This window comes from Cyclobacterium sp. 1_MG-2023 (genome assembly GCF_030546805.1).
In the GTDB taxonomy this organism is placed as follows: domain Bacteria; phylum Bacteroidota; class Bacteroidia; order Cytophagales; family Cyclobacteriaceae; genus Cyclobacterium.
Map to the genome: position 1 here is coordinate 321016 of NZ_JAUOPC010000006.1, position 15469 is coordinate 336484.

The window sequence follows — 15469 nt, forward strand, 5'->3', positions numbered from 1 at the left end:
GTTACATCAATGTCTCGGCAAAGTCCTTGGCTTCTTCATGAAATACTGCCATCAAAAGTACCACTATCAAAAAGCTGCAGGCCTAGTTCATTGTCCTTTCCGATATCTTTGGCTATCTTCTTTAATTCAGAATGGTAAATCCCCAAAGAATTATTAGAGACTACCCCAAATTTCTTTTCCTTAAAAATGACTTTCTCTGGATTTTGAAGCGCATAAAGCCGGCCCATGGTTTCCTCGTAAGTCACTGGTTTTTATATTTTTAAATTGATATTATCCGCCTAAATCCTAAATTTCACCCCAAAACTCCAAACCATTAACAATTAATAATTAACAACTAACCATTAACAACTAACCATTAGCAATTAATAATTATCCACTAATACTTATCATGAATAAAATAAAGCAATTTTTGCAACTCTTTCTTTTGCACGCTGGAGCTGCCGGTGTAATTGTTGAAGAAGGTGCTGAAAAGCAGGGTTTTGCCACTTTTGGTAAGGAGGAAACCACTGAGAGCAGTGCTCATTGCAAGGGTGCCGGTTTTGGCGTAGATGTAGGCGGGCTCACCCGGGTCAGCACGGTACCAGTTGCGGATGGTGCCGGATTCTCCACCCGCCGGGAAATAGGCTTTGATTTTTTCCATAGGCACCTCAGTATGGATTTTATGCAGCAACTTTATGACTGACCGAGGGGTAAACATATTCTGTGGGGAAAGACCTGACCCATCCACCCATTGGGGCTCGTCAGGAAGATCTGCTAGATAATGTTCCTTTGCATAGGAGATGCCACCTCGGATATTGATAGAATCCAAGACCGCATCAGAGACAAGAACCATTAGCTGTTCTGCTAGAAAGTTGTCGCTAATTTTCATCATTTGGGCGTACAAACTGTCCGCCTTTACAGTAGGCAATTTTTCATGTGAGGATTTGGAGTAATCCTTATTGTTTATGAGTGAAATTTGCTTTCCTACTGCTTCCTGAAGTAGATTTCTGGTCAAATTTGCAGAGGTAATAAATGGTTTATCAGTTGCAAAGGCCAAGCTGTCCTTTTCTTTATTTATGGCATATTCATAAGTGTTTTTCTTAAAGTCCCTTTGAATAAAATAGTTGCCGGAATGGGTTTGTGAGGAAGGCATAAGGGGTAAAAGGACTGTTTTCGGATAGGGCGTTGCCTCCGCTAACTCAGCTTTTTTAGAATAGCGCAAAACATTTCCATAAATGGGCATGGCGGATCTTTCGGCAGCAAAGTAGTAAGGAAACCAGTTCCAAGACCAGCCGGGTCCATAGCTAGAAAGCTGCTCAAAATTATTTACCATATACAACTTCTTGTCTGCATTTTTAAGAAAATTGATCACAGTACTGTCTTTAAAGTCGGGGTGCAAAAGTGAGGGGTCTCCCGTTCCCCAGAAAATAAGAGAATCTCCTTGGTAGGTATAATTTAGCCCGTTGATATACCCATCACCCAAGGCTTTGTAACTGGAATAAAAGGTAAATATTTTGGTATTGGAGGCTGGGATAAAATATTTGGCTTCATTTAATTTTACCAGTGTTTTGTCCTTCACCGGATCATAAAGCATAAATCCCATATGTCCTTTTTCAAACACATCAGAGGTACGCACCGTTTTATTGATTTTTTGGACGGTACAAGAGAAGAAGAACAACAAGCACAACCATTTACAGTTTTTCATAGGAAAGGTCTTTGCGGAATACATTTCGATTTGGCTGTTAAGCCATAGGAAAAGTAATATTTTCTAGCCAATCTAGGAAGTGATTTCGGTATTTACTTGTTATGTTGAGTGTAAGGTTATTGCTCAATTTTTCTACCAATTTTCCGTCAGGTGAAATTGGCGGTATTGTTGTTTTTTTGAAAACAATACTGACAAAATCTTGGGTATAATGTTCAATAAATAAGCGGTTTCACCCTTGGCTATAAATATATCGCCCATACTGGGCTGAAAATTTGAATATAAAAGCCCCTCTATTTCAAAATAGAGGGGCTGGAATTTTTACTCGTCCCACCAGATTCTATCCAGCAGGGTGACATCAGGCACGTTACTGCCATTCCGACTCACTTCATTGTCCGGATAGGCCAGTCTTCTGATGTACTGTCCATTGAGGTTACCATTCAGGTTTTCAGGCAAAGTCATGTCCTTGTATCCATAATCAAACCTTCTGGCATCATTCCAGGTTTCAGGGTGGAGAAAAAGTGCTACCCATTTTTCTTTCATGATATCTGCCAAGCTAAGAGCGGATGCTCCCATGCTTACTTCGGGACTGTTGAGATAGGCCATTTTGTCCTCCTCATTTACTTCCAGCATGTCCATATGGGCTTCAATTCCTTCAAGGTAGGCGGCATAAGCTCTTTCAGGATCCCCTTCTAAGGCTACTTCGGCCTCTATGAATTTCTGCTCAGCATAAGTAGCAATCAGTAGCGGGGAGTCTTCGTAAGTATAGAACTGATCGGGAATTAGGGTAGATCTTGCACCCTGTTCAGGTGCATTTCCTCTTCCTGCTCCATTGGTTACACCAATGTATTCTCCATCATCCGTAGCACCAATCATCAATGACATCCGTGGATCAACTACATCATAGGATGTCCCATCCATTGTTTCTATAAACTGAGTAGATATCCAACCGCCTAAAAGCAAACTTTCATTGTTGATGGCTACCTGTGCCCAAGGATTGAATCGCTGTTCAAAAAAGATCACAGTGGCATCATCGTCATTACTCGTCATGCCACTAGCCAAAGCGGTCAAAATAGCTTGGGGATCATAGGTAGTTGTCCCTTTTGTGTGCAACATAAACCTGGCTTTAAGCATATTGCCGAATTTTATCCAAGAAGAAACGTCTCCATTAAAGATAAAGTCGTCACCTCCCAATGAAATAGAGGTAGTACCGGAAAGGTTTTGGATACCTTGATCTAGTAAGCTGAATACTTCAGAATACAAGGCTTCATCGTCATCATAAGTAGGAGTAACAGAACTAAAATCAAATCCTTCGGTATAAGGAACATCTCCAAATGCATCCACGGTCATCCCAAGGTTTAATGCCATCAGAATTTGTCCGGCTCCAAGATAGTGTCCTGCATCTTCTTCTTCGGCCTTTTGCATCAAGTCGGTCAAATCAGTCATCACATTATATAAATCAAACCAAAGACCACTGTAGTTACTTGCTTCCATTACATCTGAAGCGCTTGCAGGATTAGGTGAAGCAAGGTATTGCACATAATTGGAAGTAATGCTACCAATTGCATACACATTGAGAGAGGTCTCATAGGTAGCATTGGTCATCAGCCCTGAAATGGGAGCATCCTGTGGGTTGTTGGGATTTTCATTGACATCGAGAAAATTCTCACATGAGCTTAACACTAAAAAAAGCATTAGGCAAAGTATAGTATATATCGCTTTCATAGTTGCAGTTTTTATAGTCCAAGGTTCAGGTTAAAGAAAAAACTCTGTACGCCGGGGTAGCCCAGCCCCGTAAAACCAATGGCATTGCCACCGGCACCTGCAGAGAAGGACTCCGGATCAAATCCATCCCAAGGGGTATATAGGATGATATTATTGGCAGCAATAGAAACCCGAGCAGTTCTAAATGGCGTTCTTTCTAGTAAGTCCGGGTTTAAATTATAGCCCAGGGTGATGTTTCGTAATTTGATATAGCTGGCATCACTCACAAAGTTCTCACTGGTAGTTCGGTAATAGTTTCTCCAATAACCGGCGCCATAATCGACTCCGTCCGGACCTTCACCCTGGCCCAGCCAAACTTCCTTGGTGTTGGTAGATCCATCTGCCAAGACTCCTTCAAAAACCCTAAAATCTTCACGTGCTTCAGTAAACTCATTTTTACCAAATGCGGAAAGGAAGTTTGCATACTGATTGTATTGTTCCAGACCGGTCCTGAAATCGATCAGGAAGGACAATTCAAAGTCTTTATAGGTAAAATCATTTCTAATGCCTCCAATCCATTTCGGCACCGCATTACCTAAAATCAATTGCGTACCTGTCCTTACCGGAAAGCCATTGGTTCCAATTATTATTGGAAGGCTGCGGTCCAGAAATATATTGTCCGGATCAGTGCCTAATCTTTCGTAAGAGCTTCCAAAGATATTTCCATAGGCCTCTCCTTCAAGCAGTTTCATTGTAACAGTAGATCCGGCATATCCATATTGGCTACCAACAACGATCTCATCAATTCCTTCTTTGATAGCTTTGATCTCATTATTATTAATGGACAAGTTGGCACTGATATTCCAGCTGAAATCATTGGACTTGATAGGAGTTCCCCCTAAAATAAACTCAAACCCACTGTTTTGAATTTCTCCTGCATTGGTGATATAGGATGAAAAGCCTGTGGCATCCGACACCGGTACAGGGATAATTTGATCCTTCGCGTTGGATTTGTAATAGGTTACATCAAAGTTTGCCCTATTGTTCAGGAAGGCTGTTTGCAAACCAAATTCTATGGCATTGGTTTGCTCAGGTCTTAGTGATAAATCTCCATAGACCGAATTCCTTGTAAATCCTACCTGCCCGTTTAATGGAAAAATGGAGGGAGAAACATAGGTGGATCCTAAAATATGGGCATCTGTATCTTTACCTACTTGTGCATAAGAAGCCCTCAATTTACCAAAAGTTAGCCATGAGGGAAGAACCATGTTTTCACTAAACACATAACCCAGATTGAAAGAAGAATAGAAAAAAGAATTGTTGTCTTTGGGTAGGGTGGAGGAAATATCATTTCTACCCGTGACATTTAGAAAAAGGTAGTTCTTATAATCCACCATCAAATCCCCATAAAATCCCACTATTCTTTTAATACTCTTACCTTGACTGGTAAAGATTTGAGAGGCGACACCTAAATTATAAAATTCAGGAATGACAAAATTCTCACCACGTGCGGTTACTCTATCATATTTTCGCTCAAAAATGTCATTACCCAATCTCAGGCTGGCATTTAGGTCTGAAGTAAATTGCTTTTTTAAAGTTATATAGAAATTGGAAGTAAGGTCTCTACTGTTGATCCTTGTTTCTTCCAAGTAACCTGTTGAACTTAGTGGAACTTCTCCAACGATCCCTTTAGGTCCAGGAGTGATTTCTGTTCGTTGGTCACTATAAAAGTCTGTTCCTAAACGATAGGAGAAGGAAAGCCAATCCGCAGGAATATAGTTTAAGTTGATATTTCCGATTACTCGGTTTACATCGTCTTCATAGGTAGCAAAACGCGCATCATAGATGGGGTTGGTATTGGAATAGGTTCTCATCGTTCCATCCTCATTGATATAATCCCGAACATCCGTTGTTTCTGACCAGTACATCATGCGTTCCATAAAGCGATCATGAGGGACCCTGTTGCCTCCAGAATTGCTATAATTTACAGATCCAGAGAAATTAAATTTGTCCGATACTTTTACAGTTCCGGAAAATTTGGCTGTAGTTCTGTTCCAATTAGAAAAAGGAATAATACCCTCTTGCTGTAAGTTTCCAAAGGAACCATAAAAGGTGGCCATTTCATTTCCTCCGGAAATACTTATATTATTATCTATCTGGACTCCCGTATTGAATGCTCGGTTCCAATTGTCTTGGTATTTGTGATCAGAAACAGTTTGTTGTACTTCGGCTATAGGTGCGCCCCATGAAGGCCAGAAACTACTTGGTTGATACTCTCCACTAAACCCTTGCCCATATTTGTCTTGTAATTTCGGCAGCTGATTTAAGGTTTCAAAGCCAACTGAACCGTTGTAGTTGACCCTTACTTCTCCAGCTTTTCCTTTTTTGGTGGTTACAATTACAGCACCATTGGCTGCTCTTACCCCATACAAGGCAGTGGCTGCTGCACCTTTCAATACGGAAATTGAAGCCACATCATTTGGATTTAAATCGGCCATTCTATTTGATAAACCCCTTGGTGTACCTGTTGACTCTATGGTAGAGTTATCTACCGGCACGCCATCCACTACAAAAAGTGGTTGGTTATTGGCTCCGGGATCCAGTGAATTGATTCCCCGAATGATAATCCGTGCAGACTGACCGGGAGCACCACCGGAGTTGGTTATCTGAACCCCTGCAGCCTGCCCTTGAAGTGAACTTACAAGATTGGGCTGTTTTACTTTGGTAATGGCCTCGGCATCAATATTTTGAGCAGCATATCCTAGGGATTTTTTCTCTTGGGAAATTCCGAATGCCGTTACAATGAATTCATCCAATCCTTTTGCTTCGGACTCCATAACCACATTCAGTGTCTGCTGCGTGCCTACGGTAATGGATTGAGAAGCGTAACCAATATAAGAAAATACCAATACTGTGTTTTCATTGGGTACGTTGATGCTAAAGTTTCCATTGATATCAGAAACGGTACCTGTTCCTGTACCCTCAGCTACAATGCTGACACCTGGAAGCCCTTCCGGATCTTCTGCTGCAGTAACCTTTCCTTGGATGTTAATTTGTTGGGCCATAAGTGTCCCATTTAACATCAGAAAAAGCACCATTAGTAAATAGTAGGTAGAATTTTTCTTCATAGAATTAATAGATTTAATTGACAAAAATTATACAATTCAAATATTCCCAAAATTTTATCCAGAAGGGAGGATTTGGTTAGTAATTTTTTATAAATGGCCTAAAATTTTATCCGAAACGGCAATATTTACCTTAGGATCCTACTTTTGGGGTTATTTGAAATCATGAATCACCAATTAAGTTAGTTATAATAATTTAATATCTTGGCAAAAGCCAAAAAAATTACTGAAAAATTAAGGTTGATAAACCAGGTTGAATACTATATAATAGTGGAGTAAATTAAAATATATAGAGGTATTTGTTTATTTTACGATAGTTGAGTGATATCCAATATTAAAACAGCTCATTGCCCTTCTAAAACCATAATTAATCTTACGCTTAAGAAAATTGATATATTTGAATATGAAGGAGAATAAAAAAGTCAGCCATATCAATACCTTGGAATTAATTAACGCTGAAAATTTAGATGAAAGGCAAGCGAAATTAATTGACCTGGCCATCAAGGCAACAGAAAATGCGCATGCACCTTATTCTAATTTTCGAGTAGGTGCAGCTGTGATTTTAGCGGATGGACAGACTTTTTGGGCAAATAATCAGGAAAATATCTGCTACCCTGCAGGGATTTGTGCAGAGAGGGTTTTATTAACCTATACCCATGCCAACTTCCCTAAGATAAAACCGTTAACAGTTGCAATAGCAGCCATGAAAGCCGACAATACAGGCCTGGCTACGGTTACCCCTTGCGGTTTGTGCAGGCAGACCATTAGCGAATATGAAATGAAATTCGGCAGCCAAATAGAACTGTTGATGCTTCAGGCTGATGGGAGTGTGTTGAAAGCCCAGGGGATAGACCAATTGCTTCCCAACAAACTTGAAAATTTAAACGAATAATGGTTCAAAAAGAGCTACAATTTCAAGCTAAACATACTTTTTCACTTAGCCATGCGCCTACAGGAGAAGAAAACACTGTCTGGATTGTTTTTCATGGATATGGCCAACTGCCTAAATTTTTTCTAAGGAAGTTCAATCCATTATTTGATGAGCGTACCTTAATAGTGGCTCCAGAGGGACTCAACCATTTTTATCTTGAAGGCTTTTCAGGAAGAGTTGGGGCCAACTGGATGACCAAACATGAGCGCGAAATTGACATCGCCAATAGCAATGCTTACCTCAATGCAATGATGGAAGAACTGCTCAACAAATATAAAATCATACCTCAAATAAATGTGTTGGGATTTTCTCAGGGTGCCGCCACCATGAGCCGTTGGATCTGCCAATCAAATCTTAAACCAACCAAAGTAGTTTTTTGGGCCGGAGCTCCGGCCTATGATTTGGATACTACACTAATGGTTGAAAGACTTAACAGCAGCCAGATCATTTTGGCATTGGGTGACAATGACCCTTTCTTGCAATCCCAAATTTACTCCCAAGCGGAAAATCGTCTTTCAGAGGCGGGTTTTGCCAACTTTAAAGAACTTAGGTACAGTGGAGGCCATGAAATAGACAAGGGATTGCTCAAAGAAATATTTTTGATGTAATTTTGCTCCATGAGGATTTTGTACAACCTGGGAATGATTTTGCTTGATGGGCTGATGAAGATTGGCAGCAAAAGATCAGCGAAGCTCAAACTAGCTGTCGATGGTAGAAAAAACACCTTTGAAGCGGTAAAATCATTTCGGAAAGCAAGCCCAAGCCCTTTGGCTTGGTTTCATGTCGCCTCCCTTGGAGAATACCTTCAGGCAAAACCGGTAATCGCTGCATTTAAGAAAGAATATCCACTATGGGGCGTTGCAGTATCTTTTTTCAGTCCTTCGGGCTATGAACAAGCCATTAAAAAAAAGCAAGAGTGGGTTGATTTTATGTGTTACTTGCCAATAGATACCCCACATAATGCTGACCGATTCGTAGACCTACTCTCACCGGATATGGTGTTTTTTGTTAAATATGACCTGTGGGCCAACACCATTATGGCCATTAAACAAAGAAAAATACCGCTCTACTTGGTTGCAGCTTCATTTAGAAAAGAGCAAGTCTATTTTTCTTGGTATGGTAAGTTCTTCAAGGATATTTTGCTCCGCTTTGATCATATATTTGTTCAAAATCAAGTCTCTAAAGAACTACTTGATCATGTGGGCGTTAAAAATATAAGCATTACGGGGGATCCTCGATTTGACAATGTTTACAAAACCAGTCTATCGCCTAAATTATTTCCGGAAATTGAGCAGGGGATTGTTCAGAAGGTAATGGTTTTGGGTAGTGTATGGCAAGAAGACATGAATAATTTGATTCCTTTTATCAATCAATCCAAGGATATACAGTTTATCGTTGCTCCTCATGATATAGATAGGGAAATCATTGAGAATTGGCAAAAGGCCATTACCTTGCCTTCGGTAAAGTACTCAGAATATAAAAATCAGGAGCAGCCACAAGCTTGGAAGGTCTTGGTAATTGACAATATCGGCATGTTGTCTTCCTTGTATCAATTTGCCCACTGGGCATATATAGGCGGGGCAATGGGGAAAGGGCTACACAATATACTGGAACCTTTGGCTTTTGGAATTCCCGTTTTGCACGGGCCTTTGAAAAAAGTGTCCAAATTTCCCGAAGCCGGTATAAGCCGGCAATACGGCTGTGGCTTTCCTGTGAAAAACAGGTCAGAAATCATATCCTTAATAGCCAAACTTAGTCAGGAGGCAGATTATGAAAAAGCTTGCATGGCTGCTAAAAAACTGGTAGGCGATAACTTGGGAAGTGCTGATAATACAATGGCAATCATTAAGAAGGAAAGATGAAAGGAAGGGTGATCAAAACGACAGGGTCTTGGTATGAGGTTAAGGTGGGTGAAAAACTGATCAAAGCTCGGCTTAGGGGCAAGTTCAAGCAGGATAACCTCAAATTAACCAATCCTATAGCGGTGGGAGATTATGTATTGCTGGCGAATGAAAAGAACCAGTCAACGGCTGTGATTTCCGAAATTCTGCCTAGAGACAATTACATCATTCGGAAATCTACCAGGAAGCAACATTTTTCCCATATTTTGGCGTCCAATATTGACCAGGCTTATCTAATGGTAACGGTGAGGTCACCACGTACTTCACTTGGTTTTATTGATCGGTTTTTGGTCAGTGCGGAAAGTTTTCGCATTCCAAGTACTATTCTTATCAATAAGGTAGAAAGCTTGACCAAACAAAAAGACCTGGATTTCAAGCAGGAATTGCACGATATTTATGCACCGTTAGGGTATCCTGTTGTGGAATTGTCGGCCTTACATGATGAGGACCTGATGGAGAAATTTAGCACCGGACTAGAAGGAAAGACGACCTTATTAGCGGGACATTCCGGAGTTGGAAAGTCCACCTTGCTCAATAGGCTTATTCCCAATGCAACCCAGGCCACCCAAGAGGTTTCAAAGTTTTCTTCCAAGGGAGTGCATACCACTACCTTTGCAGAAATGTTTCCTTTTGGGGAAGATGGTTATTTTATCGATACCCCCGGTATTAAGGAATTTGGTATTTTGGACATTGATGATCATGAGTTGTCCCATTACTTTGTGGAGCTAAGAAAATACTTGGGACAATGTAAATACAACAATTGCAAACATATAAATGAACCGGGATGCAAGGTTCTCGAAGTATTAGAACAAGGCTATATACACCCTTATCGTTATGAGAACTATCTCAAAATAATGAGTGAGGAGGATAGTCATAGATAAAGGTAAATCAATAGTATTTCTCAGGATTTAGGCAAAGCAAAAGTTTATTCAATGCTTTGAAAGCAGTGGCAATTCGGTTACTTTCATTAAAATTTTGACAATAAAAATGACGCAAAAAGCAAAAATATTGGTATTGAACCACCATCAAATCAAACAGAAGATCACACGAATAGCGTTTGAGATTTATGAAAGGAATGCGGGAGAAAAACAATTAACCATAGCAGGACTTACCGGGATGGGATATGTTTTCGCAGAATTAATGGTGGCGAAACTTAAAGAGATTGCACCCTTTGATCTTCAGTTGGTTAAGATAGAACTTGACAAGGCCAATCCTAAAATGGAGGAGGTAATCCTGTCAGCGCATGAGCCATTAAATGGGAAGTCTATCATCCTTGTAGACGATGTATTGAATACAGGTAAAACCCTAGCCTTTGCCATGATTCCTTTCCTAGAACAAGAAGTGAAAAAAATGGAAGTTTTGGTTTTGGTCAACAGAAGCCACAAGCTTTTCCCGGTTGCTCCGGATTATACCGGCTATGAATTGGCCACCACCTTGAGTGAGCACATTACTGTTAACTTAGACCCAGAAGATTCCACTGTTCATTTACACTAATATGTCTGTACATCAATCAACTCATTTAAAACGAATTACTACGCATATTCTTCAGGAAATGAAGAAGCGTAAAGAAAAAATTTCCATGCTTACTGCTTATGATTTTTCCATGGCAGGCATAGTAGATGCAGCGGGAATTGACATGATTTTGGTGGGTGACTCTGCTTCCAATGTAATGGCAGGGCATGAAACCACCTTGCCAATCACCCTAGACCAGATGATCTATCATGCTACCTCTGTGGTAAGGGCAGTGGAACGGGCGCTTGTTGTGGTAGATATTCCTTTTGGCTCTTATCAGGGCAATAGTTCAGAGGCACTAAGGTCTGCCATCCGGATCATGAAAGAATCGGGTGCCCATGCTGTAAAGGTAGAGGGGGGAGAAGAAATCAAAGAGTCTGTTATCCGTATATTGAGTGCCGGTGTACCTGTGATGGGACACTTGGGCTTAACACCGCAGTCCATTTATAAGTTTGGAACCTACACTGTTAGGGCCAAAGCAAAAGACGAAGCCAAAAAACTTTTAGCTGATGCGAAGGTCTTGGAGGAATGTGGCTGTTTTGCCCTTGTATTGGAGAAAATACCCGCCTCATTAGCTAAAGAAGTGGCTTCAGCGGTGAGTATCCCTGTGATCGGCATAGGTGCAGGTCCGGATGTGGATGGGCAAGTATTGGTGCTTCATGACATGTTGGGGATAACCCAAGAGTTTCAACCTAGGTTTTTGAGGCAATATGCAGACATCAGAAATACCATGTTAAAAGCAGTAGGGGATTATATTAAGGACGTTAAATCCGAAGATTTCCCTAATCAGGAAGAAAGTTATTAAGCAAATACCTGTAATGAAGAAGGAGGATTGAAGGCCTTTGGTTTTTAAGCTGCTAAGTTTACCATTGGTACCTGATTTTCTCACCTTATGTATGCTATCCCCCTTAGGGTTATTATTTTCCCTTATCTCGATCTGCGGTCTTAGGATAAAGATATTTTTCGTAATTTAGCCCACAATTTTAAATGTAATTCATTTTTAATAATACAATTAGAAAACAGATATAAACATGAGTGACAAAACCCCCAAAATTCTTTATACCCTTACCGATGAGGCACCGGCATTAGCCACCTATTCCTTATTGCCAATCATCAAGGCATTTACCGATTCGGCCGGGGTGTCTGTGGAAACAAGAGACATTTCTCTTTCAGGCAGAATTCTTGCTAATTTTCCTGAGTTTTTAAAAGAAGAGCAAAGAGTGAAGGATGCGCTTTCCGAATTGGGAGAGATCGCCAAAACGCCGGAAGCTAACATCGTAAAATTACCTAATATTAGTGCCTCTATTCCGCAGTTGAAAACTGCAATCAAAGAGTTGCAGGAAAAGGGTTTTGCATTGCCGGATTATCCTGATGATCCTAAAAATGAACAAGAAGAAAACATCAAAGCCAAATACGATAAAATTAAAGGTTCTGCTGTAAACCCGGTCTTAAGGGAAGGTAACTCTGATAGAAGGGCTCCACAGGCTGTCAAGCAATTCGCCAGAAAGAATCCTCACAGCATGGGAAAATGGAGCAAAGACTCCAAGTCTCATGTTTCAAGTATGCCTGAAGGAGATTTTTATGGTAGCGAAAAGTCCGTAACCATACCTTCAGAAACCAGTATCAATATCGTATTGCACGGAGAAGACGGCACAGAGACTACCTTAAAAGAAGGTTTGGCCTTACAAAAAGGTGAGATCATTGATGCCGCTGTTTTAAGCATTTCTGCTTTAAGAAAATTTCTTAAAGAGCAAATTGCCGAAGCAAAAGAGCAAGGCGTATTGTTTTCATTGCATATGAAAGCAACAATGATGAAGGTTTCTGACCCAATCATTTTTGGACATGCAGTGACTGTTTTCTTTGCTCCGGTATTTGAAAAACATGCGGAGGTCCTTAAAGAAGCAGGCGTAGATCCAAATAATGGTTTTGGAGATCTTATTGCCGCTTTGGACAAATTGCCTGAAGCTACCCGCAAATCAATTGAAGCTGATATCGATGCTTGTTATGCAGAGAGTCCTGACTTGGCCATGGTAAATTCTGACAAAGGAATCACCAACCTACACGTTCCAAGTGATGTAATCATTGATGCTTCCATGCCTGCCATGATCAGAAGCAGTGGACAAATGTGGAACAAAAACAATCAATTGCAAGATACCAAAGCAGTAATTCCAGACAGGTCTTATGCGGGAGTTTATCAAGAAACCATTGATTTTTGTAAGAAAAACGGTGCTTTTGATCCAACCACGATGGGCTCTGTTCCTAATGTAGGGCTGATGGCTCAAAAAGCCGAAGAGTACGGTTCTCATGATAAAACATTCGAAATTCCATCTGCAGGTACCGTAAAAGTAACGGATGCTTCCGGTAATGTAATTTTGGAAAATACAGTAGATAAAGGAGATATCTGGAGAATGTGTCAGGTAAAGGATGCACCTATTCAGGATTGGGTTAAGCTTGCTGTAAACAGGGCCAAAGCCACAGGTGTTCCTGCCGTTTTCTGGTTAGATAAAAACAGGTCTCATGATGCTGCCCTTATTGCTAAAGTTGAAACTTACCTAAAAGACCACGACACCAGTGGCTTGGAAATCTATATCAAATCTCCTGAAGAAGCGACTCGTTATTCTTTGGAACGTATTAAAGACGGCAAAGACACCATTTCTGTTACCGGTAATGTATTGAGGGATTACTTGACAGATTTATTTCCAATTTTGGAATTGGGAACTAGTGCTAAAATGCTTTCAGTGGTACCTTTGATGAATGGTGGAGGTTTATTTGAAACCGGTGCCGGTGGGTCTGCTCCTAAGCATGTTCAACAATTCGTAGAAGAAGGTCACCTTAGGTGGGATTCTTTGGGAGAATTTTTAGCCCTAGCTGTTTCTCTTGATCATTTGGGAGAAACCTTTAATAATGAGCGAGCTAAGGTATTAGGAAAAACCTTGGATGAAGCAACAGCGAAGTTTTTGGAAAATGGAAAGTCTCCTTCCAGAAAAGTGAATGAGCTTGACAACAGAGGAAGCCATTTTTACCTGGCCACTTATTGGGCAGAGGCCTTGGCAAACCAAGATGAGGATGCAGCGCTGAAAGCTATTTTCACCCCGGTGGCCAAAACCATGAGTGAAAATGAGCAAAAAGTGGTGGATGAACTAAATGGTGCGCAGGGAAGCCCTGTGGATATTGGAGGTTATTATAAGCCTGACGAGGACAAAACGTCTTCCGCTATGCGTCCAAGCAAAACCTTAAATGATATATTGAAAACTATCGTGGCCTAGATGGACCTAAGTTTTTAACCCGAAATAGGCAACAGAGCTTCTGTTAACTATTTTGGGTTAAAATAAGCTTAACATAAAAAAGCCGGAAGAAATTATCTTCCGGCTTTTTGTATTTTCAGACCGGCATAAAAGCCGGGAGTTTAGAATGGTAGAACCATTTTAACTCAAATTATTATAGTCTTTTGATTTTGATATTTCTGAACCAAACATCATCTCCATGATCTTGGAGGACAATTTTACCTTCTTTGTATTTGGCAAAGCCTTCCCACTTAGAGAATTTGCTTTCTGCAACCATGGCTTTCCATTGGTCGTCCCAAAGTGTAGTCTCCACTGTTTTTACTCCATTGAGAAAAAACTGCAGGGTATTGTCATTGATTATGATTTCTGTCTTATTCCATTCACCTACCGGTTTGGCAGCTTCTTCGGAAGATTCAATCATGTCATAAAGATCTCCGGCTCTGTGTGTGATGATTTGGCCATCTTTATGTCCATCATTGTCAAGTACCTGGTACTCCGGTCCGGTATGGTAAGGTCTGTCGTATTCACCATTGTCCTGGACGTGAAACATGATGCCACTATTTCCATTTTCTGAGATTTTCCACTCAATTTGCAAGTGAAAATTACCGAAGGTTTCCTTGGTAACAAGATCACCTGCAGAAGCACCTTCGTCTTTTTTACCAGAATTAAAGTAAAGTACACCATCGGCAGCCTCCCAAGCTTCGCCCGGTTGATCTTTACCAAATCCGGTCCAACCTGTTAGACTGTTGCCATCAAATAAACTTATCCACTCTTCTTCAGTCACGATGATTTCTTCAATGTTTTCTTCTGTAGTCTCTTTCTCACTTTTAGCAGGGCCACAGGCCACTACGGCAAGAGAAAGAGCCGCTATAGACAAAGTTGTTTTTATCATATCAAATTATTTCTTTAACAATAATACGAATTTTGCAAGATCTTTTGCATCTTCTTCTGAAAGGGTAGGGTGCGCCGGCATAGGAATTTCTCCCCAAGTACCTACACTACCTGCGATAACTCTTCCTGCCAATAGTTCTACGTTTTCGTCAGTTGACTCATATTTGGCAGCAACATCAGCATAAGATGGACCTACAATTTTTCTTTCAAGCATATGGCAAGAAGGACAGTCATTTTGTCCCATCAATTCAGAACCTTTGATGAAAATAGGATCATCTTTGTACTTTTCCTCAAGGCTGATTTCCTCTACAGGTGCCGGAGGAGGCGCTGGAGTGCTCTCGCTAGATGCTGAATCAGAACTTCCTGAGCCACCACATGCAGAAACGGCTACCATTGCACTGGCAATGAATGCCATACTTAAATTTAAATTAAACTTCATG

General features: G+C 40.7%; 13 protein-coding genes. 7 read left to right on the forward strand and 6 right to left on the reverse strand.

The genetic code is table 11. The features are described 5' to 3' along the window. Window positions 1-35: 35 nt before the first annotated feature. The 4 genes from Q4534_RS12080 to Q4534_RS12095 form a co-directional block, all read right to left on the reverse strand. Window positions 36-245, reverse strand: a complete 210-nt coding sequence (locus Q4534_RS12080; protein WP_303613432.1) for a hypothetical protein — start codon at window positions 243-245, stop codon at window positions 36-38. Window positions 246-376: 131 nt separating this feature from the next. Beyond that, window positions 377-1684 carry a D-alanyl-D-alanine carboxypeptidase gene (locus Q4534_RS12085; protein WP_303613433.1) on the reverse strand — a complete coding sequence of 436 codons (1308 nt, stop codon included), beginning with the start codon at window positions 1682-1684 and terminating at the stop codon, window positions 377-379. Window positions 1685-2002: 318 nt separating this feature from the next. Beyond that, a complete protein-coding gene (locus tag Q4534_RS12090; RefSeq protein ID WP_303613434.1) occupies window positions 2003-3406 on the reverse strand; it encodes a SusD/RagB family nutrient-binding outer membrane lipoprotein in 1404 nt (467 codons plus the stop codon). Between the two features lie 11 nt (window positions 3407-3417). Continuing rightward, window positions 3418-6513 carry a SusC/RagA family TonB-linked outer membrane protein gene (locus Q4534_RS12095; protein ID WP_303613435.1) on the reverse strand — a complete coding sequence of 1032 codons (3096 nt, stop codon included), beginning with the start codon at window positions 6511-6513 and terminating at the stop codon, window positions 3418-3420. Between the two features lie 400 nt (window positions 6514-6913). Between Q4534_RS12095 and Q4534_RS12100 the strand changes: the two genes are divergently transcribed. From Q4534_RS12100 to Q4534_RS12130, 7 genes are all read left to right on the forward strand, one after another. Beyond that, window positions 6914-7402 carry a cytidine deaminase gene (locus tag Q4534_RS12100; protein WP_303613436.1) on the forward strand — a complete coding sequence of 163 codons (489 nt, stop codon included), beginning with the start codon at window positions 6914-6916 and terminating at the stop codon, window positions 7400-7402. Then, window positions 7402-8049 (forward strand): alpha/beta hydrolase, encoded by a 648-nt coding sequence (locus Q4534_RS12105; RefSeq protein WP_303613437.1) that lies wholly within the window; start codon window positions 7402-7404, stop codon window positions 8047-8049. Before Q4534_RS12100 ends, Q4534_RS12105 begins: the two co-directional genes overlap by 1 nt. Window positions 8050-8058: 9 nt before the next feature. Continuing rightward, window positions 8059-9303 carry a 3-deoxy-D-manno-octulosonic acid transferase gene (locus Q4534_RS12110; RefSeq protein ID WP_303613438.1) on the forward strand — a complete coding sequence of 415 codons (1245 nt, stop codon included), beginning with the start codon at window positions 8059-8061 and terminating at the stop codon, window positions 9301-9303. Then, window positions 9300-10223, forward strand: a complete 924-nt coding sequence (gene rsgA / locus Q4534_RS12115; protein WP_303613439.1) for a ribosome small subunit-dependent GTPase A — start codon at window positions 9300-9302, stop codon at window positions 10221-10223. Before Q4534_RS12110 ends, rsgA begins: the two co-directional genes overlap by 4 nt. A 106-nt stretch (window positions 10224-10329) precedes the next feature. Then, on the forward strand, window positions 10330-10836 hold the full coding sequence (locus Q4534_RS12120) for a phosphoribosyltransferase family protein (RefSeq protein WP_303613440.1): 507 nt from the start codon (window positions 10330-10332) through the stop codon (window positions 10834-10836). 1 nt (window position 10837) lies between these two features. Continuing rightward, window positions 10838-11659: a 3-methyl-2-oxobutanoate hydroxymethyltransferase gene (gene panB / locus Q4534_RS12125; protein WP_014019926.1), complete on the forward strand. Its 822-nt coding sequence runs from the start codon at window positions 10838-10840 to the stop codon at window positions 11657-11659. A 226-nt stretch (window positions 11660-11885) separates the two neighbouring features. Beyond that, window positions 11886-14120: an NADP-dependent isocitrate dehydrogenase gene (locus Q4534_RS12130; protein WP_303613441.1), complete on the forward strand. Its 2235-nt coding sequence runs from the start codon at window positions 11886-11888 to the stop codon at window positions 14118-14120. Between the two features lie 172 nt (window positions 14121-14292). Here Q4534_RS12130 and Q4534_RS12135 read toward each other — a convergent pair whose 3' ends face one another. Together Q4534_RS12135 and Q4534_RS12140 are read right to left on the reverse strand one after the other, a co-directional pair. Next, on the reverse strand, window positions 14293-15030 hold the full coding sequence (locus tag Q4534_RS12135; protein ID WP_303613442.1) for a DUF1080 domain-containing protein: 738 nt from the start codon (window positions 15028-15030) through the stop codon (window positions 14293-14295). A 6-nt stretch (window positions 15031-15036) separates the two neighbouring features. Then, window positions 15037-15468, reverse strand: coding sequence for a c-type cytochrome (locus Q4534_RS12140; protein ID WP_303613443.1), 432 nt, complete (start codon window positions 15466-15468; stop codon window positions 15037-15039). Between the last annotated feature and the right edge of the window lies 1 nt (window position 15469).